Annotated in this window: 21 protein-coding genes; 12 read left to right on the top strand and 9 right to left on the bottom strand. The window is 65.9% G+C overall.

Annotation, left to right across the window (positions count from 1 at the left end):
* The first annotated feature begins 2 nt into the window (after window positions 1-2).
* Window positions 3-1,115: a Rieske 2Fe-2S domain-containing protein gene (locus tag ACVK00_RS06725; RefSeq protein ID WP_284894220.1), complete on the top strand. Its 1,113-nt coding sequence runs from the start codon at window positions 3-5 to the stop codon at window positions 1,113-1,115.
* Between the two features lie 103 nt (window positions 1,116-1,218).
* Here the strand turns inward: ACVK00_RS06725 and ACVK00_RS06720 are convergent, their stop codons facing one another.
* The 7 genes from ACVK00_RS06720 to ACVK00_RS06690 all read right to left on the bottom strand — a co-directional run bounded on the left by ACVK00_RS06720 (window position 1,219) and on the right by ACVK00_RS06690 (window position 7,925).
* On the bottom strand, window positions 1,219-2,220 hold the full coding sequence (locus tag ACVK00_RS06720) for an NADP-dependent oxidoreductase (protein WP_284894219.1): 1,002 nt from the start codon (window positions 2,218-2,220) through the stop codon (window positions 1,219-1,221).
* Window positions 2,221-2,286: 66 nt separating this feature from the next.
* Window positions 2,287-3,150: an alpha/beta fold hydrolase gene (locus ACVK00_RS06715; RefSeq protein WP_284894218.1), complete on the bottom strand. Its 864-nt coding sequence runs from the start codon at window positions 3,148-3,150 to the stop codon at window positions 2,287-2,289.
* A 249-nt stretch (window positions 3,151-3,399) separates the two neighbouring features.
* Window positions 3,400-4,650, bottom strand: coding sequence for an NADH:flavin oxidoreductase/NADH oxidase family protein (locus tag ACVK00_RS06710; RefSeq protein WP_284894217.1), 1,251 nt, complete (start codon window positions 4,648-4,650; stop codon window positions 3,400-3,402).
* Window positions 4,651-4,656: 6 nt separating this feature from the next.
* Window positions 4,657-5,055 (bottom strand): helicase, encoded by a 399-nt coding sequence (locus ACVK00_RS06705; protein WP_175746531.1) that lies wholly within the window; start codon window positions 5,053-5,055, stop codon window positions 4,657-4,659.
* Window positions 5,056-5,110: 55 nt separating this feature from the next.
* A complete protein-coding gene (locus ACVK00_RS06700) occupies window positions 5,111-5,956 on the bottom strand; it encodes an alpha/beta fold hydrolase (RefSeq protein ID WP_228908487.1) in 846 nt (281 codons plus the stop codon).
* A gap of 40 nt (window positions 5,957-5,996) precedes the next feature.
* A complete protein-coding gene (locus ACVK00_RS06695) occupies window positions 5,997-6,785 on the bottom strand; it encodes an SDR family NAD(P)-dependent oxidoreductase (RefSeq protein WP_284894215.1) in 789 nt (262 codons plus the stop codon).
* Window positions 6,786-6,842: 57 nt separating this feature from the next.
* Window positions 6,843-7,925, bottom strand: a complete 1,083-nt coding sequence (locus ACVK00_RS06690) for an alkene reductase (RefSeq protein WP_284894214.1) — start codon at window positions 7,923-7,925, stop codon at window positions 6,843-6,845.
* A gap of 132 nt (window positions 7,926-8,057) precedes the next feature.
* On the opposite strand from ACVK00_RS06690, the gene ACVK00_RS06685 reads away from it, so the two are divergent.
* On the top strand, window positions 8,058-8,687 hold the full coding sequence (locus ACVK00_RS06685) for a TetR/AcrR family transcriptional regulator (protein WP_284894213.1): 630 nt from the start codon (window positions 8,058-8,060) through the stop codon (window positions 8,685-8,687).
* A gap of 51 nt (window positions 8,688-8,738) precedes the next feature.
* On the opposite strand, the gene ACVK00_RS06680 is transcribed toward ACVK00_RS06685, so the two are convergent.
* Window positions 8,739-9,464, bottom strand: coding sequence for a TetR/AcrR family transcriptional regulator (locus ACVK00_RS06680; protein ID WP_284894212.1), 726 nt, complete (start codon window positions 9,462-9,464; stop codon window positions 8,739-8,741).
* A 416-nt stretch (window positions 9,465-9,880) separates the two neighbouring features.
* Here ACVK00_RS06680 and ACVK00_RS06675 point away from each other — a divergent pair, with 416 nt between their 5' ends.
* From ACVK00_RS06675 to ACVK00_RS06645, 7 genes are all read left to right on the top strand, one after another.
* Window positions 9,881-11,014, top strand: a complete 1,134-nt coding sequence (locus ACVK00_RS06675; protein ID WP_284894284.1) for an efflux RND transporter periplasmic adaptor subunit — start codon at window positions 9,881-9,883, stop codon at window positions 11,012-11,014.
* Entirely contained in the window at window positions 11,011-14,172 is a 3,162-nt protein-coding gene (locus tag ACVK00_RS06670) for an efflux RND transporter permease subunit (protein WP_284894211.1), read from the top strand. The genes ACVK00_RS06675 and ACVK00_RS06670 overlap by 4 nt, the downstream gene beginning before the upstream one ends.
* Window positions 14,169-15,635, top strand: coding sequence for an efflux transporter outer membrane subunit (locus ACVK00_RS06665; protein WP_284894210.1), 1,467 nt, complete (start codon window positions 14,169-14,171; stop codon window positions 15,633-15,635). The genes ACVK00_RS06670 and ACVK00_RS06665 overlap by 4 nt, the downstream gene beginning before the upstream one ends.
* 122 nt (window positions 15,636-15,757) lie before the next feature.
* Window positions 15,758-17,131, top strand: coding sequence for a paraquat-inducible protein A (locus ACVK00_RS06660; protein WP_284894209.1), 1,374 nt, complete (start codon window positions 15,758-15,760; stop codon window positions 17,129-17,131).
* Between the two features lie 40 nt (window positions 17,132-17,171).
* Window positions 17,172-18,767, top strand: coding sequence for a PqiB family protein (locus ACVK00_RS06655; protein ID WP_284894208.1), 1,596 nt, complete (start codon window positions 17,172-17,174; stop codon window positions 18,765-18,767).
* On the top strand, window positions 18,764-19,465 hold the full coding sequence (locus tag ACVK00_RS06650; RefSeq protein ID WP_284894207.1) for a PqiC family protein: 702 nt from the start codon (window positions 18,764-18,766) through the stop codon (window positions 19,463-19,465). The genes ACVK00_RS06655 and ACVK00_RS06650 overlap by 4 nt, the downstream gene beginning before the upstream one ends.
* Window positions 19,466-19,670: 205 nt before the next feature.
* Window positions 19,671-20,198, top strand: a complete 528-nt coding sequence (locus ACVK00_RS06645; RefSeq protein ID WP_284894205.1) for a TetR/AcrR family transcriptional regulator — start codon at window positions 19,671-19,673, stop codon at window positions 20,196-20,198.
* 123 nt (window positions 20,199-20,321) lie between these two features.
* Here ACVK00_RS06645 and ACVK00_RS06640 read toward each other — a convergent pair whose 3' ends face one another.
* Entirely contained in the window at window positions 20,322-21,095 is a 774-nt protein-coding gene (locus ACVK00_RS06640; RefSeq protein ID WP_284894204.1) for a TetR/AcrR family transcriptional regulator, read from the bottom strand.
* 470 nt (window positions 21,096-21,565) lie between these two features.
* On the opposite strand from ACVK00_RS06640, the gene ACVK00_RS06635 reads away from it, so the two are divergent.
* From ACVK00_RS06635 to ACVK00_RS06625, 3 genes are read left to right on the top strand one after another with little or no spacing between them, the layout of a single operon-like run.
* Window positions 21,566-22,636, top strand: a complete 1,071-nt coding sequence (locus ACVK00_RS06635) for a VOC family protein (RefSeq protein WP_284894203.1) — start codon at window positions 21,566-21,568, stop codon at window positions 22,634-22,636.
* A gap of 36 nt (window positions 22,637-22,672) precedes the next feature.
* Window positions 22,673-23,629, top strand: a complete 957-nt coding sequence (locus ACVK00_RS06630) for a fumarylacetoacetate hydrolase family protein (protein WP_228908500.1) — start codon at window positions 22,673-22,675, stop codon at window positions 23,627-23,629.
* On the top strand, window positions 23,626-25,596 hold the full coding sequence (locus tag ACVK00_RS06625; RefSeq protein ID WP_284894202.1) for an acyl-CoA synthetase: 1,971 nt from the start codon (window positions 23,626-23,628) through the stop codon (window positions 25,594-25,596). Before ACVK00_RS06630 ends, ACVK00_RS06625 begins: the two co-directional genes overlap by 4 nt.
* Window positions 25,597-25,716 lie beyond the last annotated feature (120 nt).

Genomic DNA, 25,716 nt, shown 5'->3' with positions numbered 1-25,716 from the left:
CGATGGACGACATTCAATTCGATGAAGCGAGCGTCAAGGCGCAACCCCAGGCGGCGTACGACGCGACCACGCGCGTGGCCGCGAGCTGGTACGTCGCGATGCGCTCGGACGACCTCAAGGACAAGCCGACGGAGTTGACGCTCTTCGGCCGTCCGTGCGTGGCGTGGCGCGGCACGACGGGGCGGGCCGTGGTGATGGACCGCCACTGCGCGCACCTCGGCGCGAACCTGGCCGACGGGCAGATCAAGGACGGGTGCATCCAGTGCCCGTTTCACCACTGGCGCTATGACGAGCAGGGCCAGTGCGTTCACATCCCCGGCCACAGCCAGACGGTGAGCCGGCTGGAGCCCGTCCCGCGCGGGGCGCGCCAGCCGACGTTGGTCACCGCCGAGCGATACGGCTACGTGTGGGTCTGGTACGGCTCCCCGCAGCCGCTGCACCCGCTGCCCGAAATCGCCGCGGCCGACGTCGACAACAGCGACTTCATGCATGTGCACTTCGCGTTCGAGACGAAGACGGCGGTGTTGCGGATCGTCGAGAACTTCTACGACGCGCAGCACGCGACACCCGTGCACGCGCTCCCGATCTCGGCCTTCGAGCTCAAGATCTTCGACGATTGGCGCCCGTGGCCGGAGGTCGAGTCACTGGCCCGGGCAGGCGCGTGGTTCGGTGCCGGGATCGACTTCACCGTGAACCGGTACTTCGGGCCCCTCGGCATGCTGTCGCGCGCGCTCGGCATGGACATGTCGCAGATGAACCTGCACTTCGATGGCTACCCCGGCGGGTGCGTCATGACGGTCGCGCTGGACGGCGACGTCAAATACAAGCTGCTCCAGTGTGTGACGCCGGTGAGCGACGGCAAGAACATCATGCACATGCTCATCTCGATCAAGAAGGTGGGCGGCCTCCTGCGCCGCGCGACCGACTTCGTGCTGTTCGGGCTGCAGACCAAGCAGGCCGCGGGGTACGACGTCAAGATCTGGAACGGGATGAAGGCGGACGGCGGCGGTGCGTACAGCAAGTACGACAAGCTCGTGCTCAAGTACCGCACGTTCTACCGGGGCTGGGTCGACCGCGTCGCCGAGCCGACCGCTCGACCGCGCCGCCGCGAGTGAGCGGCGATGCGTGAGTCAGTCGTTGGGGCCCGGCACGCTTCTCCACCGATGAACGCCGAGACATGCGCCGTTCGAGGCCTTGGGCGGCGTTCCTCGCGATCCTTCACTTGATCCTGACGACGACCTTGCCCTTGGCGCGTCCTTGGGCCAGGTATTCAAGTGCATCCTTTGCTTGGTCAAACGGAAATACCTTGTCAATCACAGGATGGATACGTTCGGATTCGAGCAGTTTGCCGATCTCGGCGAGTTGAGCACCGTCGGGGCGTACGAAGAGAAATGAGTAGGTGACGCCTCGCTTTTTCGCAAGACGCATGATCTTGCGGCTCATCAGGCTGAATACGAACTTCAGGACGAAGTTCAGACCGCGAGCACGGGCGAACGCTGCGTCCAGCGGCCCGATAAGAGAGACGATCTTCCCTCCTCGCTTCAGGATTCCTACCGACTTTTCAACCGCGTCGCCCCTGATCGTGCCAAGCACCACATCGTAGTCGCGCAGCACTTTCTCGAACGCTTGCTGCTTGTAGTCGATTACTTCGTCGGCGCCGAGGCTTTTCACCAACGGGATATTGCCCGTGCTGGTATTGGTTCCCACCTTGGCGCCAAAATATTGGGCCAGTTGGATCGCGAATGTTCCAATACCGCCGGACCCCGCGGGAATGAACACCTTCTGACCGGGCTCAAGATTGGCACGCTCCTTCAGTGCTTGCCATGAAGTGAGCCCGACCATTGGAACCGAGGCGGCCTGCACGAAGTCCAGATTAACCGGTTTCGGGGCTGCAGCGCTCTCCGGTACCACGGCATATTCGGCGATAGATCCTCTTCCAAGGTCGAACAGACTTGCAAAGATGGCGTCGCCTTTCTTGAAGCGAGTGACGCGGCTGCCAACATCGATCACGATGCCGGCCAGATCGCTACCCATGATCGCGGGCAGTTGGACCTTCAAGACGGGTTTGAACATTCCCGTTGGAATCATGTTGTCGATCGGGTTCACCCCCGCGGCATGCACCTCAACCAGCAGTTCGTCGGGCTTGAGCGTGGGGCGCGGCACTTCGGCAAACCCGATCTCGGGTGATTTGCCATAGCGTTTGAATGTGAGTGCTTTCATGTTGCGCTTACTCCGATGCTGCGTTGTATTCGCGAGAATACTTCATACGCCTAGTCCACAAAGTATTCATTGCGATAGAAATTCCAGTGCCGTGGGTACGAAGTTGGCGTAATGCTGGAAGATTCCACCGTGGCCAGCGTCCTGATAAATGACGAGTTGCGCCTGGGGGATGCGGCGGGCCATCTCGTGGCTGAGTGCGGTGGGCACCATGATGTCGTTATCCCCATTGGCGATCAGGACGGGCATGGGCAGACTCGCGAGGTCCTGCGGCGCCTGCTGGCCCCAAGCCTTGATCGCCTTGAGTTGACGAAGGAAGGCGCGAGGTGTCGGCCCCTTGTCGCGGCCAGCCTTACGTTCCTTCAACCGTTTCAAGAAGGCGCTTGCCGCCTGCTGGCCGTTGGTTGTCGAGGTGAAGAATAGATACGCCTTCGGATCGCGCAGCGTTAGCAGGCCTTTGAGCATCAGTGGCCAGGACACGACACCCACTCGATCGATACCGTGACCGCCGGCGGGGCCCGTGCCAGTGAGGATGAGCTTGCGCACCAGGCCTGGCGCCTTGAGCGCCACGTCCTGCGCCACGAAGCCGCCAAGCGAGAAGCCGAGCAGATCGACTTGATCGAAACCCATTGCGCGAATCAGCGCGATGGTGTCGCGCGCCATCGCGTCCACGGTCACGGGCGCGATGCCACCGGATAAGCCAATGCCTCGATAGTCGATGGCGATAACGCGATTTTTTTGCGCCAAGCCATCGACGACGCGCGGGTCGAAGTTGTCCAGCACCGCGCCCCAATGGTTCAGCAAAACCAAAGGAATGCCGCCGTGCGGCCCCAGTTCACGGTAGGCGAAGCGGGTTCCTGCCGCGTTGACGAACTTGTTCGGTGCCCGTGCATACGACGTCGTCGATTGGGTGTCCGGGTTGATGCTCTGCATCATTGACTCCTTGGGTGCTACTTTCACATGCCGAGCATCATGCTGACGGGGAAAAAGGTAGGACTTCAATCCGCGCCGCAAACCAGATGCTCGAGTGTGGTCTCAAGCATCGATTCGGACAACGGCGCTTCGTCGATTGCGCGCGCGGGCGTCGACGATACGCTCGTGCGTGGCTTCCCTGGATCGGGTAGTGGACCGTTTCATATGACGTTCATCAGCGGTGAATTTCTGATCGCAAGCCCTCGGCACTCAATTACGCGCCCGTAGACGCCGCGTGCGAAACGTTCCCCAGCCGCTGCTGAAAGCAGACTTCAGGAATGCTGCAAGTCCGCCCTCGTCAGGGCGCGGTTCTCTACCTCTCGCAATACGCTTGAGCTGGCGCGTGTACCACAGCACCTCCATGATTCCGAGGCGATCGACCGCCTTCAGGCCGGTACTGATTGGTTGCACCTGCTGCGGGCTGTCGCGCCCTTGAAGCAAGGCGGCGGGGGCATCGGGATCGATCGCGAGCAGCCGCGCCAGGCCCACCACATCCAGCGCGCTGGAGTGCAGCGCCGCGTTCATGCCGGCGGCGGTGCGAAAACCACCGGTCACCATGAGCGGCACTTTGACTGCCGCGCGCACCTTGTGGGCAAAATCAAGGAAGTAGGCTTCCCGGGCCGCGGTGGATGCCTTCTTCGGTTCTTGCATCGCCCCGCTCATGGCAGGCGCCTCATACGTACCGCCGGAGATCTCGATCAGGTCGATCCCCGCATCGCTCAACGCGCGGATTGTCTCGATCGATTCTTCTTCCGTAAAACCACCGCGCTGGAAGTCGGCCGAATTGAGCTTGATTCCCACCGGGAAGTCCGGGCCGACTTGCCGGCGAATTTCCGCATAGACGGCCAGTACGAAGCGGCGCCGCTTCTCGGGACTGCCGCCCCATTCGTCGCTGCGGCGGTTGTGGTGCGGAGAAAGAAATTGGCTGATCAGATAACCATGTGCGCCATGGATCTCGACGCCACTGAACCCGGCCTTCTTGCAAATAGCCGCGCTGCGCCCGAAGCGTTCGATGATGTCCTGAATCTCGGACGTGGTCGCTTCGCGCGGTGTCTCGAAGAATGCCGCCATGTCCTCGCGGAAAGGAACCGCGGAGGGCGCCAGGTTGAAGGCGTTCAAACCCTTGGTCGATTGCTTTCCAGGATGGTTGAGCTGCACCCAGATCGACGCCCCTTGCGCGGTTGCAGCCTCCGCCCACTGGCGCAGCACGGGCAAGTCTGCGTCGTCTTCGATCACGACATTCCCGGGCTCGCCCAACGCGCGGCGGTCGATCATCACGTTCCCTGTCATGATCAGTCCGAGCCCCGACGCGGCCCAGCGTCGGTACAACTGCACCAGGTCCGGTGTCGGGCGATTATCGTAGGTGCCCAGGGTCTCGCTCATGGCGGCCTTGGCGAGCCGGTTACGCAGAGCGCTGCCATTGGGCAGGTGCAGTGGCTGGTTCAGCAGATCGGGTTTCATGGCAACTCAGAAGACGGTGCGGTCGTAAGGCGAGACGATTTTCGGAGGCTGCAGGAACGCCGTCAGGCCCTGGAACCACAACACTTCCCGGAAGTCGCCACTGATGGTTAAGTCTTTACTGCCCACCCCCCTGAGGAAAGCCGCCTGGGCATCCTTGGCCGACAGAATCTCGAAGCCTTTGGCGGCACTCGTAAAGGTGAGCGTGAATCGAGGCGTCGCTGTCAGTCCTGCAAACGATCGGACGGTGCCATCTTTGATCACAAAGTAGCGCCCGGCACCCGAAACCGTACGAATCTGGCATACCAGGTTCTTGGACGCAACGTAGCGCGCGGCGTTGGCGTCGCGCCGGATCTTGCGTCTCAGCAGCTGGGCGAATGCCCACAACAGGAACTTGAACTTAAGCATTTCGGGCATCCTTTTGACCTGAGAAAAGTGCGTTCGGACCATGACGACCGTCGCGTCACTCGCTCAGGAACTGAACTGCGTGACCCAGGAAGCGTTGCGGGTACTGAAACTGCGCGGCGTGGCCGGCATCCGGGTAAATGAACAACTGCGCATTGGGCAGATTGCGAGCCATGTAGAAGGAGTTAACCGTCGGGACCATCACGTCGTTCACGCCATTGAGGATGAACGTAGGCTGCCGGATACCGCGCAGATACGCGAAAGGATCGTCTTCCGAGAGCCTCGGCATATACAGCACGTTGGCCTCGATCTGTGCGATCGAGACCTCCGGCGAGGATGGCGGATCCTGGTCGGCTCGCATATGGCGCCGCTCCCAGAACGCCCTTGCCGCCTGCTCGGCTTCTGCTGATCGTCCGAAGAACAGGTAGAGGAAGTCTTCGAACGCCGGGACCGGATTGACCGCGGTGGTCAATACGCGCTGCTCCATTTCCGGACTCCCCCCGCGCGGCCCGGTGCCCAGCAGCATCAGCTTGCGCACGAGCTCGGGATGGCGCCAGGTCAGGTCCAGCGCCTGAAACCCGCCCAGCGAAAAACCCAGAACGTCGATTTGCTGCAAGCCGAGTGCGCGAACGAAGGCCGCTGCGTCATCGGCCATGTCCTCAATGCGAGTTCGTGGTTGCCCGCCGGAGGAAGCGACACCGCGACCGTTGTAGAGAATGACTTCGCGGCTTTGTGCAAGCCCATCCGTCATCAGTGGATCCCAGTTGTCCATGCCGCCGCGGAAGTGCTGCAGGAACAGTAACGGCGGCTGCGAAGAATCTGCGTTACCCCAGCGGCGGTAGGCGAATCGGGTACCGTGGACATCCACGAAGCGCGTGGGTGTAGTGATATGGTTGTCGGTCATCGTGGTATCCATCGTTCCGCCGTTTGCTGCAATTGAATAGTCAGGCGTTGAGCTGATAACGCTCGGCCGCGTGTGCTTGTCGAATGTCCGACAACAGTCCCTGGCGAGCGCCATCCAGCGCGTCCCACCGCCCGGCTACGTGCAGCGGCGGGATCGTGACCAGTTCGCGACGGTCGAACCCGATCAGTGCCGCATCGACCAACTCCCCTACTTCCATCACCTCGGGCAGCGTGTTCACGTCGACGCCGGCGCGCTCCCAGATCTCCGTGCGCGTCGCCGCCGGCAATACCGCTTGCACGTAGACGCCCTTGGGCGACAACTCGAGATTCAGGCCCTGCGACAGGAACAGCACGAATGCCTTGGTCGCGCCGTAGATCGACATGCCGAACTCGGGCGCGAAACCCACCACCGAGCCAATGTTGACGATCGAGCCATTACCGGACTGCACGAAGCGTGGCGCGACCGCGGCTGCAAGCCTCGTCAGCGCCGTCGTGTTGAGCGTGATCAGGCGTTCGATGCTGTCAGGGGTTTGCTGCAGGAAGCTGCCCGACTGAGCTACGCCGGCATTGTTGATCAGAATTCCTATTCGATTGTCATCGCGCAGACGGGCCTCGAGCGCGGACAGATCGGTGGGCTGGGTCAGGTCGGACGGCAGCACTTCCACGGCCACCCCGCTTTCCTCACGCAGGCGCGCTGCCAGGGCATCGAGTCGCGCCTTGTCACGGGCGACAAGGACGAGGTCATGGCCACGCCGAGCGAAGCGCTCGGCGTAGGTGGCACCGATGCCGCTGGAGGCGCCGGTGATGAGGACGGTCGGAAGCGTGGTCATGGGTACTTTCCTTTGCAAGGGTTCTTCTGGCGGAGGCTCAACCAAGGGCACGAAGCCTTAGCCGGAAATCGTCGGGTAATCGATGTAGCCCACCGCGCCGCCGCCATAGAGCGTCGCCGGGTTGATTTGCGTCAGGGGCGCGCCATGCTTCAGGCGTTCGACCAGGTCCGGGTTGCTGATGAACGGACGGCCGAACGCGAACAAGTCGGCTCTGCCCTCATTGAGTTGAGTGGTGGCGAATTCCACGTCGTAGCCGTTGTTCGCCAGATAGGTCTGCTTGAAACGGCGGCGCAGCGCGTCGTAGTCGAACGCGGCGACATCGCGTGGGCCGCCAGTCGCACCTTCGACCACGTGCAGATAGACGACGCCCTGCGCGTTGAGCTGTTCGGCGATGTAGTCGTACTGCGCTTGCGGATCGCTGCAGGAAATGCCGTTTGCCGGCGAAACCGGCGAGATGCGCACGCCCGTGCGCTCTGCGCCGATTTCCTTGACCACTGCGGCGACGACTTCGAGCAGCAGCCGCGCACGGTTCTCGATCGAGCCGCCGTAGTCGTCGGTGCGCTGGTTGGCTCCGTCCTTGATGAACTGCTCCAGCAGATATCCGTTCGCGCCGTGAATTTCCACGCCGTCGAAACCGGCGGCAATCGCGTTGGCCGCAGCCTGTCGAAAGTCGTTCACGATGCCCGGCAGCTCGGCGAGTTCCAGCGCGCGCGGCTCGGACACGTCGGCAAATCCGTTGTTGACGAAGGTTTTCGTCTCGGCGCGGATGGCGGAAGGCGCGACCGGCGCCGTACCGCCAGGTTGCAGGTCGGTGTGCGAGACGCGGCCCACATGCCAGAGCTGCACGAAGATGCGTCCGCCCTTGGCGTGGACGGCGTCCGTGACCTTCCGCCAGCCGGCGATCTGCTCGGGCGTGTACAGGCCGGGCGTGTCCTGATAGCCCTGGGCCTGGGCCGAAACCTGAGTGGCCTCGGTGATGATCAGGCCGGCCGACGCGCGCTGGGCGTAGTAGGTCGCGGCAAGCTCGCTGGGCACCAGCCCGGCGCCGGCACGGTTGCGGGTCAGCGGTGCCATGACGATGCGATTGGTGAGCGTCAGGTCACCGAGGGCGTACGGCTCGAAAAGCGTTTTCTCTGACATGTCGTTCCAGCGTCGGGTGGTGGGAATGGCTTAATGATGACGATCATAATCTAACATGTCAATACTTTGATGATGACCAACATCAATGTATAGTCAGGCCATCAGACAGGAACGCGCCCACGGAGAGGAAAAGTGAAAGTCACCAAGGCACAGGCCCAGGCCAATCGGGCCCACGTTGTTGAGACAGCGTCGACGCTGTTCAGGGAGCGCGGTTTTGATGGGGTCGGAGTTGCTGATCTGATGAGCGCAGCGGGGTTCACCCACGGCGGCTTCTACAAGCACTTCCGCTCGAAGGCCGATCTGATGGCGGAATCGGCGGCCTGCGGCATGGCGCAGACCGTTGCGCTGTCGGCTGGGGTGGACGCAGCGGAGTTCGTGCGACAGTATCTCGCGCGCGAGCACCGCGACGCGCGCGCAACCGGCTGCACGATGGCCGCGCTGGGTGGGGATGCCGCGCGTCAACCCGAAGCGGTCCGGGCCACCTTCGCGGACGGCATCGAAAGACTGCTGGCGGCGTTAGTCCAAGAACGTGATTCGTCAGACGGTGCAGACTCGGCGGAGGCGCGAGCCGACTGCCTCGACATCATGGCGCATGCGGTCGGCGCCGTTGTGTTGTCGCGCGCGTGCCCGGATGATTCTCCACTGGCCGACGAAATCCTGACGGTATGCCGCGACAAGATTCTCGCGACACTGGGCCCGTCGGCGACGGCGCGCGAACCGGGTCGCAATCATCGTAACGACAGCTCCGCTAAGTCGAAGTGACGCCGGGCGGCGATGGCCGCCTGGAAGGGGTCGACGACGATCGCTGCCCCCTCAATCCCCACCCGTGACAGTGAAATCGCCCGGCGGTAGCGGGCGATTCGCGATGGCGTGCGCCTCGGCGCGCGCAATGCCGAGCGTCTGCAGCACGGTCGCGGCGGTCCGTTCCGGGAAACTGCCGACGCCGACCGCCCGTCGCCTCGTCCCGCCCTCGACCGTCCTGGCGATGTGAAGCTGCGCGGCGATTGCCGCGAGAATCGTCCCTGTCGACGCCAGCACGCTGACGAACGGATCGCTGACGACGAAGCGGCGCGCTGCGATGCCGCGCGCGCTGTCCCGCCGCAAGCGCTGCCCGAGCCCGCGGTCGAGCGCGCGCACTGAAACACCTTCGCGCATCAAGAACTGACCCCACATCCACTCCCGATGCGCCTGCATCAGCGTATGGCGCACGCAGACCGACACGACCTCCGCCGGATCTGACAAACCGCCGGTCACGCGCTCGAGCCGATCCGCGAAATCGTCGAACACCCACTCGATCAACGCGGCAAAGAGCCCGTCTTTCGATGCGAAGTGGTTGTAGAACGAGCCGAACCCGACGTCGGCCGCCTCGGTGATCTCGCTGATCGCCACGTTGTCCATCCCCTTTTCCGCCATCAGCATGAACGCCGCCCGCAGCAGACGCATGCGCGTCGCCTGCTTGCGCCGCGCGCCCCGCGGCAGCCGGTGCTCGGTCGCGACGGCGGCCCCGATGGGCCGCGGCGGCTCGGACGTTTGTTCCATGACAGCGTCTCCACTTTCGAAAATTTCTGCATTTCCGCAATTCTAGATTATTGGCTCATACTTGACAATCTTATCAGTTATGAGTCTAATCTCGGAAATCGCTGCGCCGAGCGTGTCTGCCGGAGGGGTCCTCGACGTGCGGTAACGGCCAGCACGGGCATTCGATGCCCGTGCGGTAGCCCGCCCCGCCGCTCCGTGCGGCGGGCGCAGGCTTCGTGATCTAGCGTGCCGGCATAGGACGCTGCCACGCAAACATCGGAGTACTGATTTAACACGTGGATGCGCCGTCGGCAGCGAAGCCGGATCGCGCCCCGCCCCAGTCGGCCGGCCCGCCGAGGTCGCCGGATTTTTTTAGTTGGCCCTTCATTCGTCTTGGAAACATCGTGAAATCACCAAGTCTTGATGCGCGCACTTCGATGCGCCGGCTCCTGACACGCATCGCGCCGCCGGTTCAGCGGGCGCCGATCGCGCTCGCATGCTGTGCAGTTCTTCTGACGGCTTGTCATTCGCATGAGGCCCCCGCGCCCGAACTGCGGTCGGTGGTCGCGCTGCCGGCTCACGCAGACAGTGGCGCATCGCAGCGCGTGCTGCCGGCGCAGGTCCAGGCGCGCTATTCGACGGCGCTGTCGTTCCGGGTCGGCGGCAAGATCGTCGAGCGGCGCGTGCGCATCGGCGACACCGTGAAGGCCGGACAGACGCTTGCGGCCCTGGATCCCGCCGATCTGCACAACACGCTGCTCAATGCCCGCGCACAGCTCGACGCCGCCGAGCATCGGGTCGTCTACGCGAAGCAGCAGCTGGAGCGCGATCGCGCGCAGGCACAGGCGGCGCTGATCGCCCCCGCGCAGCTCGAGACAACGCAGGATGCCTACACGTCGGCGGTCGCGCAGCGCGATGCCGCCCTCGCGCAGACGGCGCTCGCCGGAGATCACCTGCGCTACGCGACGCTCGTCGCGGATCACGACGGCGTCGTGACGTCCGAGGATGCCGATACCGGGCAGAACGTCGAGGCCGGGCAGGCGGTGTTTCATCTGGACTGGAGCGGCGAGCTCGACATCGTGTGCGACGCCTCGGAGCGCGACCTGCGCGATCTCGCGATCGGCCGCGGCGCGCGCGTCAGCCTGACGGCGCTGCCGGGCAAAGTGTTCGATGCGCGCGTGCGCGAGGTCGCCGCCGCCGCGGATCCGCAAAGCCGCACGTGGCGGGTAAAACTGACGCTGATCGCGCCGAGCCCGGACGTGCGCTCCGGGATGACGGCCAACGTCGCGTTCGACGGCAGCACCGACGCCGCCGCGGACCATACGATCACGCTGCCGGCCACCGCGCTCTTTCACCGCGGCGAAGCGCCGGCGGTCTGGGTCGTCCGCAAGGGCAGCGACACGCTGGAACTGCGCACGGTGTCGATCGGACGCTACGACGAACGTACGGTGTCCATCACGTCGGGGCTCGCGAGCGACGAGCGCGTCGTGATTCAAGGTGTCCATACCGTCACCGCCGGCGAACGCGTGCGCGTCGTGCCGCCGCTGCATCCGGAGGACTTCCCGTCATGAACGCCCCCGAACATCATCTGCCGGACGGCGCGCGAACCGACACCGGCCCGGCCGACGACCGTCGCTTCAATCTGTCCTCATGGGCGCTCAAGCATCAGCAACTGGTGATCTTCCTGATCGGCCTTGCGACGATCTTCGGCGTGATCGGCTATACGCGCCTCGCGCAATCCGAGGATCCGCCGTTCACGTTCCGCACGATGGTGATCCAGACCTACTGGCCGGGCGCCACCGCCCGCGAAGTCCAGGAGCAGGTCACCGACCGGATCGGCCGCCAGCTTCAGGCCGCGCCGTACGTCGACAACATCAAGAGCTACTCTCGCCCCGGCGAGTCGATGATCTTCTTCGCGATGAAGGATTCGGCGCCCGTCAATCAGGTGCCGGAAACCTGGTATCAGGTGCGCAAGAAGGTCGGCGACATCCGCGCGACGCTGCCGAAGGGCACGGTCGGCCCGTTCTTCAACGACGAATTCGGCGACGTCTATACGAACATTTATGCGCTCGAAGGCGACGGCTACTCGCCCGCGCAACTGCACGATTACGCGGACAAGCTGCGCGCGGTGCTGCTGCGCGTGCCCGGCGTCGCCAAGGTCGACTACTTCGGCGACCCCGATCAGCACGTGTTCGTCGAGATCTCGAACGCGCAACTGACCCGGCTCGCGATCACGCCGCAACAGCTCGCGCAGGCGATCGACGCGCAGAATGCCGTCGCGCCGGTCGGCACGATCACGACGGCGGACGATCGCGTGTTCGTGCGTCCCACCGGCGCGTTCAAGGACATGCAGGCGCTTGCGGACATGCCGATCACCGTGAACAACCGCACGTTCCGGCTCGGCGACGTCGCAAAGATCACCCGCGGCTACGACGATCCGCCGGTCACGCAGATGCGGACGAATGGCCACGCCGTGCTCGGCATCGGCGTGACGATGCAAAAAGGCGGCGACGTGATCGATCTCGGCAAGGCGCTCGACGCCAGGACCACCGAACTCCAGGCAGGCCTGCCGGCCGGCGTGAAGCTGAGCGCGGTGTCGAGCATGCCGCACGCGGTCAAGCACTCGGTGGACGACTTCGTCGAGGCGGTGGGCGAAGCTGTCGCCATCGTGCTCGTGGTCAGCCTCGTGTCGCTCGGCTTGCGCACCGGGATGGTGGTCGTCATCACGATTCCGATCGTGCTGGCCGTGACCGCGCTGTGCATGCATGTGTTCGGCATCGGGCTCGACAAGGTGTCGCTGGGCACGCTGGTGCTCGCGCTCGGGCTGCTGGTGGACGACGCGATCATCGCCGTCGAAATGATGGCGGTGAAGCTCGAGCAAGGCTGGACGCGAACGCGTGCGGCGGCGTTCGCGTACACGAGCACCGCGTTCCCGATGCTCACGGGAACGCTCGTGACGGTATCGGGCTTCCTGCCGATCGCGCTCGCGAAGTCGAGCACCGGCGAATACACGCGCTCGATCTTCGAGGTGTCGGCCATTTCGCTGATCGTGTCGTGGTTTGCCGCCGTCGTGCTGGTGCCGCTGCTCGGCTACCACATGCTGCCCGAGCTCAAGCACCACGACGGGCATGCGCACGGGCAGGACGTGTACGACACGGGCTTCTACCGGCGCCTGTCCGGCTGGATCTCGGCCTGCATCGAACGCCGCTGGGTCGTGCTCGGCGTGACCGCGGTGCTGTTCGCGATCGCGATGGCCGCCTTCACGCGCGTGCCGCAGCAGTTCTTCCCGAACTCGGAGCGCCCCGAATTGCTGGTCGACTTGCGCTTGCCGGAAGGCGCGTCGTTCGACGCGACGCTGCGCGAGGCCACGCAGCTCGAGAAGACGCTCGCTGGCCGCCCCGAAATCGATCACGTCGTCGACTTCGTCGGCACCGGTGCGCCGCGCTTCTATCTGCCGCTCGATCAACAGCTTCAGCAGCCGAACTTCGCACAGTTCGTCATCGCGGCGAAGGACGTCGAAGCGCGCGACCGGCTGTCGCACTGGTTGGAGTCGACGCTCGCAACCCGTTTCCCGACCGTGCGCACGCGTGTGGCGCGGCTTGAAAACGGGCCGCCGGTCGGCTTCCCGATCAAGTTCCGCGTGAGCGGCGACGACATCGCGACCGCGCGCGCCATCGCCGAGAAGGTGGCGGACAAGGTGCGCGCCGACCCGCGCACGCGCAACGTGCAGTTCGACTGGGACGAGCCGGCCGAGCGCTCGGTGTCGTTCGAAATCGATCAACTCAAGGCGCGCCAGCTCGGCGTCACGTCGGAAGACGTGTCGGGCTTCCTCGCGATGACGCTGTCGGGCTATACGGTCACGCAATATCGCGAGCGCGACAAGCTGATCAACGTCGACCTGCGCGCGCCGAAGAGCGAGCGCGTCGACCCGTCGAAGCTCGCCGGCATCGCGATTCCGACGCCGCACGGCCCGGTGCCGCTCGGCGCGATCGGCCACGTGCGCGACACGCTCGAATACGGCGTGATCTGGGAACGCGACCGCCAGCCGACGATCACCGTGCAGGCCGACGTGCGCGGCGACGCAGCGAGCATCGGCGTCACGCGCGACATCGACGGTGCGCTGGCGACGCTGCGCGCGACGCTCCCCACCGGCTACCGGATCGACATCGGCGGCGCGGCGGAGGAAAGCATGAAGGGCCAGACGTCCATCAACGCACAGATGCCGCTGATGATCATCGCGGTGCTGACGCTGCTGATGATTCAGCTCAAGCGCTTCTCGCGCACCTTCATCGTCGTGCTGACCGCGCCGCTCGGCCTGATCGGCGTGGTCGCCGCGCTGCTGCTGTTCGGCAAGCCGTTCGGCTTCGTCGCGCTGCTCGGCGTGATCGCGATGTTCGGGATCATCATGCGCAACTCCGTGATCCTGGTCGATCAGATCGACCAGGACATCGCAGCCGGACAGCCGCGCTTCACGGCGATCGTCAGCGCGACGGTGCGGCGCTTCCGGCCGATCATGCTGACCGCCGCCGCCGCCGTGCTCGCACTGATCCCGCTGCTGCGCTCGGGCTTCTTCGGCCCGATGGCAACGGCGCTGATGGGCGGCATCACGATCGCGACGGGACTGACCATCTTCTTCCTGCCCGCCCTTTATGCGACGTGCTTCAAGGTGCGAGGCGACGAACGCGAGTCGACCGCCACGGCCGTCGCGTCCCCGGAGACATGTCAATGAAACTTACCCGTATGACCGCGGCGCTCGCCGCGAGCGCGGCGCTCGGCCTGTCCGGCTGCGCGATGGCCCCGAGCAGCACGCCGCCCGCGATGCCGTCGCCGGCTCACTACGGCGAAACGCCGCAGCCGCCGCGGACCGCCGAAGCGGCGGGCGTCACGCAGCAATTCGACGTCGGCGCCGCGCCGGTGCCGCAGTGGTGGCGGCTCTATCGCTCCGGCGCGCTCGACGCACTGGTCGACGAAGGGCTGAGCGCGAATCCGACGCTTGCCGCGACCGAAAAGACGCTTGCCGCCGCGCAGCAGGAACTGCGCGCGCAGGTCGGCGCATCGACGCTGCCGTCGCTCGACGCGAATGCGCAGGTGGCCCGCACCCGCACGCCGGACATCTCCGGCACGGGCGCGCAGACCCTGCGCTACAACGTGTTCGTCGGTCAGTTGCAGGCGCATTACACGTTCGATCTGTTCGGCGCCACGCGCTATGCGAACGCGGCAAGCGCCGCGCGCGTCGACGTGCGCGCTTGCGAGCTCGAGGCGGCGCGGCGCGCGCTGGCAGCCAACATCGTCGGCACCGCCCTCTCCGCTGCGGCGCTCGACCGACAGATCCTGCTGACCGAGCGGCTCGTCACCATCGCGGCATCGTCCGCGCACGACGATGCGCAGCGCTACGCGCTCGGCGCGATCTCGCACGCGCAGGCGCTGGCGTCGACGCAGAATGCGGCATCGCTCGCCGCGACGCTGCCGGCGCTACGTCAGCAGCGCGCGACAACCGTTCACGCGCTCGCGATCCTGCTCGGCCGCACGCCCGACGCCGTGCCGCCGATCCCCACATTCGACAGCCTGTCGCTGCCGGAGCACGTGCCCGTCGTCGTGCCGTCCGACCTGCTGAAGGCGCGCCCCGACATCCGCGCGGCCGAAGCCGCGGTAAAAGCCGCCGCGGCGGATGCGGGCGAAGCGACCGCGCAGTTGTTCCCGAGTTTGTCGCTCACGGCGACGTTGGGACGCGGCGGCTTCAGCTGGCCGGCGCTGTTGTCGGGGGCGGGCGGGCTGTGGGCAGTCGGCGCAGGCCTGTCGCAGCCGCTCTTCCATGGCGGCGCGCTGCTGGCCCACCGGCATGCGACGCTCGATTCGTACGACGCAGCGGTGCTTCAGTACAAGTCGGCGGTGCTGTCCGCGTTCGGTGACGTCGCGGATTCGCTCGCCGCGCTGGACAACGACGCGCAGACGCTGGCCGCGAACGAAATCGCGGCGCGGGCGGCGGGCGCGGCCTTCGACGAAACGGCGCAGCGCCGCACGCTGGGCGCCGTTCCGGTGTCCGCGCAGCAGGCGAGCGAGCGGCAATATCTGACCGCGGAGCTCGACGCGGTCCGTGCCGCGAGCCGGCGGATGACCGATACGGCGGCACTCCTGCAGGCAATGGGCGAGTTGCCGCCCGACGCCCGTACGGCAGTCGCGGCCCGGCAATAACGGCTGCTTGCGTCGACGGGCCGGCTGCGCGTGCGGCCGGCCCGGGCCTCGACGCCCGACGCCCGGCGCACCGCGACTACCGCGGCGCCGAGCACTCCTTTACTCCGCATGATCGATTCCCGATGAAACCCGAAAACCTGGTCGCCTGCCACGAATGCGACCTGCTGTTTTGGCGGCCGCCGCGCCTGCGCGCGCTGGCTGCGCACTGCCCGAGGTGCCGTGCCCGCGTGGGCGGCAGCGCGCACGGCCGTCGGGCGCTGGACCGGCGGTGCGCGATCGCGCTTGCCGCGCTGTTCACGTTGTTCATCGCGCAGGCCTTTCCCATCGTCGCGCTCGACGCCGCCGGCATCGCATCGCACGCGACGCTGGCCGACGCGGTGGCCGCGTTGCGCTTGCACGGGCAACCGGTCGTGGCGGCGATCGTGTTCTGCACGACAATGTTGTTCCCGCTGCTGGAACTCACCGCGTGGCTGTACGTGCTCGTGCCGTTGCGCGCGGGCCGTGTACCGCCCTGCTTCGCGCCGGTCCTGCGCAACATGCAGCGGCTGCGTCCGTGGAGCATGGTCGAGGTGTTCCTGCTCGGCATCCTGGTCACGATCGTCAAGATGACGAGCGTCGCGCACGTGATACCGGGCCCCGCGCTGTTTGCGTTCGGCGCCCTCACCGTGATGCTGGGCGTTCTCGCGTCGTTCGACCCGGGCGGCCTGTGGGAAGCGCGCGACGAAATCATCGCGCTGCGCGACGGCGGTATGCCTGCCGCGGTGTCGCGCCGGCGGCGCACGCCGCGACGCGCTGCACCGGTGGCGCCCGACACAGCAGACGCAATGGACGCTACGGACGCGACCGGGCCCCACCGCCCGGCAAGCGTCACAGCCCGCGCCGCGGGGCTGCTCGCATGTCATACCTGCGGACGCGTGCAGCACCCGCATACCGAGGCCGCCGACGCGCGCTGCACGCGCTGCGGGTCGACGCTGCACGAACGCCGCCCGCGCAGCGCCGCACGCACGGGCGCGCTCGTGATCGCGGCCGCGCTGCTCTACATTCCGGCGAACCTGCTGCCCATCATGCACGCGACCTCGCTCGGCCGCGCCGAGGACGACACCATTCTCGCCGGCGTCGCGTACTTCTGGACGTCCGGCGACTGGCCGCTCGCCGTCGTCGTGTTCGTCGCGAGCGTGCTCGTGCCGATGCTCAAGCTCGCGATTCTTGCGTTGCAGGCCATTGCCGCGCATCGCGGCACGCCATGGCGCCCGCTGGAACGCACGCGGCTCCATCGACTGGTGGAACGCGTGGGCCGCTGGTCGATGCTCGACGTGTTCGTCGTCGCGCTGACGATCGCGCTCGTGCATTTCGGTTCGTTCGCCGAGATCACGCCCGGCCCCGGCGCGCTGGCGTTCGGTGCCGTGGTCGTACTCACCATGTGCGCGTCGATGCAGTTCGATCCGCGACTCATCTGGGACGGCGTGCACCGCTCCGCCGCCAGCCCTCGATCCTGAACGAGCGCAAGCCCGTCGCAACGCTACGACTATTCATACGATGCTTCCCCTCGATTTGCCTGAACCCGAGATCCGGCCGCGCAGCCGCTGGATCCCGTCCCTCGTCTGGATCGTTCCGCTCGTGTGCGCGTTGATCGGGCTGTCGCTCGTGTACCGCAGCATTGCCGCGACCGGCCCGACGATCACCGTCACGTTCGCGAACGCAGAAGGCCTCGAAGCCGGAAAGACCAAGGTCCGTTACAAGGACGTCGATATCGGCTCGGTGCAGGCCATCACGCTCACGCCCGACTTCAAGCGCGTGGTCGTGCGCATCCAGCTCACCAAGGAAGCTGCGCGGTTCGCGAACCGCGATACGCGATTCTGGTTCGTTCGGCCGCGTGTCGGCGCCACCGGAATCTCCGGGCTCGGCACGCTGCTCTCCGGCGCGTACATCGGCGCGGACCTCGGCCGCTCGCCGCACGAGCAGAGCGACTTCGCCGGCCTCGAGACGCCACCCGCCGTCACCGCGGACCAACAAGGCCGCCGCTACCTGCTGCACGGCGATTCGCTCGGCTCGATCGACATCGGCTCGCCGGTGTTCTACCGGCACCTGCAGGTCGGCCAGGTGGTCGGCTTCTCGCTCGACAAGGATGGCGCGGGCGTCGACGTGCAGGCGTTCGTGAAGGCGCCATACGACAAATACGTCGGCACCAACACGCGCTGGTGGCACGCAAGCGGCGTGGATCTGCGGCTCGATTCGAACTGCCTGAAGCTGAACACGCAGTCGCTCGCGACGGTGGTCGTCGGCGGTCTCGCGTTTCAGTCGCCGCCCGAGCAAGCCGATGCCCCGCCGGCGGCCGACAACGCGTCGTTCCGGCTCGCGCCGGACCAAGCCGAGGCGATGCGCGACCCCGACGGCACGCCGCTGATGGTCGTCATGCGCTTCGACCAGTCGCTGCGCGGACTGTCCGTCGGCGCGCCGGTCGATTTGCGCGGCATCGCGCTCGGTCAGGTCACGAACATCGGGATCGAGTACAACGAGCACTCGCGCACGTTCAGCATGAAGGTCACGATGGCACTGTATCCGTCGAGACTGAGCCGGCGCAGCGACACCGCGCTACCGGCGCCCGATACGGCCGGCGGCCACGACCTCCTCGAGCACCTGGTGCTGCAGGGGCTGCGCGGGCAGCTGCGCACCGGCAGCCTGCTCACGGGCCAGTTGTACGTGGCGCTCGACATGTTCCCGAAGGCGCCGCGCGCCAGCGTGGATGTGCGCCGCACGCCGGTCGAGCTGCCGACCGTTCCGAACACGCTCGACGAACTGCAGGTTCAGCTCGCCGACATCGCACGGAAGCTCGACAAGGTTCCATTCGACCAGATCGGCAACAGTCTGAACGGTGCGCTCGAGCATGCGAACCAGCTGTTCGGACACCTCGACGAGCAGGTCGTGCCGCAGGCGCGCGACACGCTGGCGGCGGCGCAACGCACGTTCGACGCCGCGCAGGCGACGCTGCGGCAGGATTCGCCGATGCAATCGGACGTTCATGACGCGATGCAATCGCTCACGCATACGCTCCAGTCGCTCAATACGCTGGCCGACTATCTCGAGCGGCATCCGGAAGCGCTGCTCTTCGGCAAGAAAGGAGAACCGAAATGACGCCGCATTCGTTTCGCACGATCCGGATACCGATCCGTATCGCAACGTGCGTCGCGCTGGCCGTGCTCAGCGCCTGTGCGTCGCCGCCCGTACGATTCCATACGCTCGGGATGGCGGATGGCGCGGGCGGCGACACCGGCGCGTCACGTCCCGCATGGCTGATCGACATGCAGCGCGTGCACGTCGCGGCGCCGGCGGACGGCAACCGGCTCGCGGTGCAGCGCGGCCCCGAACGGGTCGACATTCTGGAACAGGAGCGCTGGGTTTCGCCGCTCGGCGACGAGATGCGCGGCGGACTGTCGACGCGCGTCACGTCCCGGCTGAACACGATCGACGTTCACCGCGTCGCCCATCCGGATGGCACGCCGGTTTATCGGGTCGCCGTGGACGTCCAGCGTGTCGAATCGTGGCCGGCGTCGCACGTGCTGCTCGATGCGACATGGACCGTGGACGCCGGCTCCGGACAGCCGGCACTGACGTGCCGCAGCATCGTTCGGGCCGGTGCGTCGGCGGGCTACGACGCGCTCGTCGACGCGCATCGCCATGCGCTCGACACGCTCGCGCTCGGCATCGCCGCGGGCATTCGCGCGGCGGCCACGCACGCGCCGCCGCCCGCCGGATGCCGCGCGGGAACACTCGACCGACGGATCGCGCCACCCGTCGCCGAGCGCGGCGCGCCGGATCCGCTCGACGACTGAATCGGACCGCGAACACGCGCCCGGTCGGGTCGGGTTGGGCGATCGGCATCGCGCCGGTGCCCTGCACGATCAAGCGACATCGTCAGGCGAAATCATCCCGGCGAAAAAGCGAATCGGCGCTGCGCCGTTCCCGCGTCGATCCGGCGTTTCGTGCGGCGCGGTGTGGCGCCACTTCGATCATTTCCACCTGCATGGACAACCCAGGATGAAACCCGCCCGACTCACGCGCGAGCAACGCAGGCTCGACACCCGCGAACGGCTCATCGCCACCGCTCGCGCGCTATTCATCGCAAAAGGCTTTGCCGATACGAGCGTCGAACATATCGCCGAGGGCGCCGGGTACACGCGCGGCGCGTTCTATGCGCACTTCGAACACAAGCGCGAGCTGTTGATCGAGATCCTTCGCCGCGACCATGATCGAATGATCACGAAAGTTCGGCTGGCGGCGCCGGAGAGCGGCGGCGCCTGCAGCGCAGCCGACTACGCGGACATTGCCGCCGGCTGGGAATGTTTCCCGCTGTGGGTCGAGGTTCATCTGTACGCGCTGCGCGATGCCGCGTTTCGGCACATCGTCGACGGCCTGCACACCGAACCGGCTGCGCTACCGGAGACGGCCAGCGGCGCGGCGGGCGCCGCCGATCGGATGCCGTCCGCGACCGGCTGGGCGGCTGCGCTCGGCGTCGCGCTGCTGAGTGTCAGCGCGCGGGATGCGCGGCGCGACGATCCCGCGTAGCGCAAGAAAGGGCCACCCGGCCGGGATTCGCCAAACATCCTCCACATCTCGGCCCAAGCCGCCGTGTCGCCGCTCATCCCCAATTGACCCACCCGAGGCCTGGCAGCGGGCGACGGCGCTACATCACTGCGCCGTCTCGGCCGCTTCCACCACCGGCAGCGGCCGGCTCGCGATCTTCTCGGCTTCCGCGCGCTTGAGCCCCAGCGTATGCAGCAGCGTTGCCGCCGTGCGTTCCGGGAAATGCTCTCCGCTGAAGCCGAGTTCCTTCAGCACACCGGCCGCCGGCGCGCCCGGCGCGACGAAGTTGAGCTCGGCCGCAATTGAGGTCAGCACCGTACCGCCTACCGAAAGGAAGCCGATGAACGGGTCGGCGACCGCGAAGCGTTTTTCGGCGATGCCGCGCTCGATGTCCCGCAGCAGGCGCTGGCCCAGGCCAAGCGTCAGGACCCGCGCCGAAAAACCCTCGCGTATCAGGAAGTGTCCCCACACCGGCTCGCGCCGCGCGCGCATCAGCGTATGCCGCACCGACACGGAAATGATTTCCGCCGGGTCGGACAGGCCGCTGGCCAGGCGATCGAGCGAATCCGCGAACTCCTCGAATACTGATTCCACGAGGGTCGCGTAGATCGCCTCCTTCGATTCGAAGTGGTTGTAGAACGAGCCGAAGCCGACGTCGGCGGCCTCGGTGATCTCGTTGATGGCGACGCCTTCCATGCCCTTTTCCGCCATCAGCCTGAGCGCGGCGTCCAGCAGGCGGGCACGGGTCTCGCGCTTGCGGCGCGCGCCGCGCGGCTCGCGCTCTTCGGCGACCGCGACCGCGGGATTGGCTGCTTCCGGCGCGTTGGCGGCTTCCGGAGCGGAGCGCTTCGGTGTCCGGCGATTCGGTGTATTCGGCATGACGTTTCCGATCCTTGTTCGTGCCCAAGTATAGATTCAAATGTCTACATTGACAAAGTTATCATTCATGACTTTAATGTCACAAAAGGCGGCTGAACGAGGCCTCGGGAACCGATCGACAAACGAATGGAGAAACGGTGGAGACACATCTGCACACGGGCGCCAGCGCGTCCATCCACATCAATTCGCGCTCCTCGCCGGTGGGCGGGTTGCCGGCGACGCACGATGGACTGATCGAAGAATTCGGGCCAGTCGGCGCCGCAACGGGCCCTGTGCCGGCCAGTCACGGTAGCCGCGACGACGCGCCTCGCCCCCCTGCGCAATCGACGATCGACCTCGCGACATTCACGTGCCGACCAGACATGTCGCGCGACGGTGCGATTGCGTGCCTGCCGTTGCGCGGACAGCCCCTCGATGCGACGGCGCCTGCCTTCGCGATTACCGTTCGACCTGCCTGACTGCCATCCGCCATGAAACTGACCACCACCCAGCCGGCCCGACACCCCCACCCCACGACGAAGGCATCGGCGCTCGCCTATCTGATCTTCGATCGTCCGGACCTCGACGAGGCCGAGCACTTTCTCAACGACTTCGGTCTTCAAACGGTGCGGCGGGACGACACGCAACTGCTGTTGCGCGGAACGGGCACGGCACACTTCTGTTATGTCGTTCGCCAGGCGCCGAAGGCTCGCTTCGTCGGCTTCGGCTTGCGCGTCGACAGTCGGGCCGATCTGGAGGCGCTCGCCAGCGTCCCCGGCGCGTCGAAGGTCGAGGCATCGGATTGGCCCGGTGGCGGCCAGCGGGTGCGCCTCACCGATCCGTCAGGTTTTCAGGTCGACGCGATTGCGGGCCAGACACGGGCCAACACGCTGCCGCATCGCGCTGCGCTCCCGTTCAACTCGGTCGACGCGCCCGTGCGAATCAACGAGACGCAGCGGCCGCCGGCGAGCACCCCTGAAGTCATTCGGCTCGGGCACGTCGTGCTCGAGCTGGCCGACTTCCAGGAAACCTGCGCGTGGTACACGCAGCATTTCGGGTTCATCCCCAGCGATGTCCAGGTGCTGCCGGACGGCTCCCCCGCGGTGGCATTCATGCGGCTCGATCTGGGCGACAGGCCGGCCGATCACCATACGCTCGCGCTCGCCCAGGGGTTCCTGCCGACGTATAGCCATAGCGCGTACGAGCTGGTCGACGCCGATGCCGTCGGCATGGGCCAGCGCATGCTCCGCGACAGCGGGTGGACGCATGCGTGGGGCATCGGCCGACACATTCTCGGCAGCCAGATCTTCGACTACTGGCAGGACCCTTGGGGCGACAAGCACGAACACTATTGCGACGGCGACTTGTTCACGGCTAACGAGCCGACAGGCGTGCACCCGGTCAGCCGCGAAGCGATGGCGCAGTGGGGCCCGACGATGCCGCGCAGCTTCACGAAGCCCCGGTTCACGCCGTCGAGCCTCGCGGCGCTGCTTCGCAACCTGCGCCGCAGCCCCGATCTGACGCTGAGCAAGCTGCTGACCTTGGCGAAGCTGTTCGCCTGACCCCGACCGCCCATTCGACTCACGAGAGATCCATCCATGTCACTGCTTGTCCTGCACTTCCGGCACAACGGCCGCGCCCAATGGGGGGTGGCCGCCAACGGCGCCGTCACGCCGATTCCCGGCGACTTCGAAACCACCGCGAGCTTTCTCGCGGCGAATCCGGTCGAACGACTCGCCGCGCTCGACGGATCGACGATCCCCGAGACAGAGGTGGAGTGGCTGCCCCCGGTGACAGCCAACCAGCAATTCGTTTGCCAGGGCGCGAATTATCGTCAGCACATGATCGAATCCGGCATGGATCCGGACGCGAAAAAGTTCAACATGATCTTCACGAAGGCGACGAGTTGCATCGTCGCCGCCGACTCACCGGTGGTGAAACCGCGACACGTCCGGTTTCTCGACTACGAAATCGAGCTCGGCCTCATCCTCAAACGCGACATCACGTCCCACCGGCAGATCACGGACGAGAACCTGCACGACTACGTCGCCGGCACCGTGATCGTCAACGACTATTCCGCGCGCGATGTCCAGATCCCGCAGATGCAGTTCTACAAGGGCAAGAGTTTCCGGACGTTTGGCCCGGTCGGCCCGTATCTGTGCCTGCTCGAGCGGCGTGACTTCCCGAAGCTGAAGGCGCTCGACCTGACGTTGACCGTCAACGGCGCGGTGCGTCAGCGGGACTCGACCTCGAACCTCGTCTATGGTCCGGCCGAAACACTGACCGAGTTGTCGGGCGTGCACGACCTTCGCGCCGGCGACCTGCTCGCGACCGGCACGCCGGCCGGCTGCGCACTCAGCATCCCGTCGCCGCTCAAGCAGCGGGCCGTGGCGCTATTTCCCGAATCCGTCAAATGGAAGATGTTCATGAAGGTGCAGGCGGGACGCGCGCAGTACCTGAAGGCCGGAGACATCGTCGAAGCCCGGATCGCGAGCCGCGACGGAACGATCGATCTGGGCGTGCAGCGTAACAAGATCGTGGACGAAGCAGCATGAACGGCATCGCGACCCGGTACGACGTGCTGGCGATCGAAGCGCAGGGCCTTCCGCCGGACCTCCCTGCCAGCACCTACGAGATGATTTGCGCCGGCGCGGCCATCGATCCGTCCGCCCCCGCGCTGTCCTTTTTCCTGACCGCCGACGCGCACCGCGACGCCGAGCGCTGGACCTATCGCGAGCTGGTTCGTGACATCACGCGCACGGCCAACCTGTTCACGCGCCTCGGCGTGAACTCGCGTTCGGTGATCGCTTATGTGCTGCCCAATCTTCCCGAAACCCATTTCGTGATCTGGGGCGGGCAGGCGGCCGGCATCGTATGTGCGATCAATCCGCTGCTCGAAGGCGAAGCGATCGGCAATCTGCTCAAATCGGCCGGCGCCAGCGTACTCGTGACGCTCGCGCCATTTCCCGGCACCGATCTCTGGCAGAAAGTCGCGGAGATCCTTCACCAGGTCGAGTCGCTGCAGCATCTCGTGCTGGTCGATCCGGCCGATCGTGTGCGGGGCACCGCGCAAGCAGCGGCCCGCATGCTCCAGCGTGACGCGTGCCATAAGCTGCACGGCGACGATGGTTTGCGCGGCGTGGTGCCCGCGCCTATCCAGATCCACGACTTCGGTACGGAAATGGCGCGGGAATCCGGTACGGCGCTCGACAACGTGCGCCGCATTCAACCGGGCGACATGTCCTCATTCTTCTGTACCGGGGGAACCACCGGGTTGCCGAAAATCGCGATGCGCAGCCACGGCAACGAAGTGGCGAATGCATGGAGCGCCGGCCGGTTCTTCGGCGACAGCATCGGCCCCGGCAAAACGACTTTCTGCGGATTGCCGCTCTTTCACGTCAATGCCGCGATGGTGACCGGCCTGCTGCCTTTTTCCCGCGGCGCCCATGTCGTGCTCGGCACACCGCAAGGCTACCGAGGTGACGGTGTCGTCAAACGCTTCTGGGAAATCGTCGAACATCATCACATCAATTTCTTCAGTGGCGTCCCGACACTCTACGCGTCGCTGCTCGACATTCCTGTCGACGGTCATGCTATCGACTCGCTCGAATACGGCCTGTGCGGTGCGGCGCCGATGCCGGTCGGCGTCTTCAGGGCCTTCCAGGAAAAAACCGGCATCCGGATTCTCGAAGGCTACGGTCTGACCGAGGGAACCTGCGTGAGCAGCGTCAACCCGCCGACCGGCGAGCGCCGGCTCGGATCGATCGGGCTTCGCATCCCCTTCCAGGCGATGAAAGCTGTCGCCGTGGACGACGCGGGACGGTATCTGCGCGATTGCGCGGTGAACGAAGAGGGGCTGCTCGTCATCTCCGGGCCGAACGTTTTCACCGGCTACCTGCGTGCCGATCAGAACAGGGCGCTGTGGCTCGATCTCGGCGACGGCACGCGCTGGCTCAACACCGGCGACCTCGGCCGCTGCGACGTCGACGGTTACTTTTGGCTGACCGGCCGCAAGAAGGAACTGATCATTCGGGGCGGGCACAACATCGACCCTGCTGCGATCGAGGAACCGCTTCATCGACATCCGGCGGTCCAGCTCGCCGCGGCAATCGGGCGTCCCGATGCGCATGCCGGTGAGCTGCCGGTCGCATATGTTCAGCTCAAGCCGGGGATGAGCGCGACCGAGCACGATCTGACGGCATTCATGCAACAGGAGATCGCTGAACGCGCCGCGCTGCCCAAGCACGTCCGAATCGTGGAAGCGATCCCGCTCACGGGCGTCGGCAAGATCTTCAAACCGGAACTCAAGCGCCGCGAGACGCGCGACGCGCTGCGCGCGGCATTGGCCCAGGGCGGCGCCCCCGGTGCATCGATCGACGTCACGACCGATCAATCGGGCGGAATGTCCGTGTCGGTCGAGCTGAGCGACCCCGGGCTCGAGCCTGCGGCGCGCGTGGTGCTGGGGCGTTTTCCGTTTGCGTTCTCGATCTCGATCGCCGCGCAGCCGACACGGTCATCGTGACCGACAGCAACAGATCCGCGGCGATGGAGGAGCGCGGCTAGCCTGGATAGCACCAACATCGGAAGCAGATCGCCGCACTCAATAAGGTATCCAAATTAGTTGTTATTCATAGAGACGGAT

The sequence above is a fragment of the Burkholderia sp. PvR073 genome, assembly GCF_054055695.1.
This window is presented reverse-complemented; position numbering and strand designations above follow the sequence as displayed.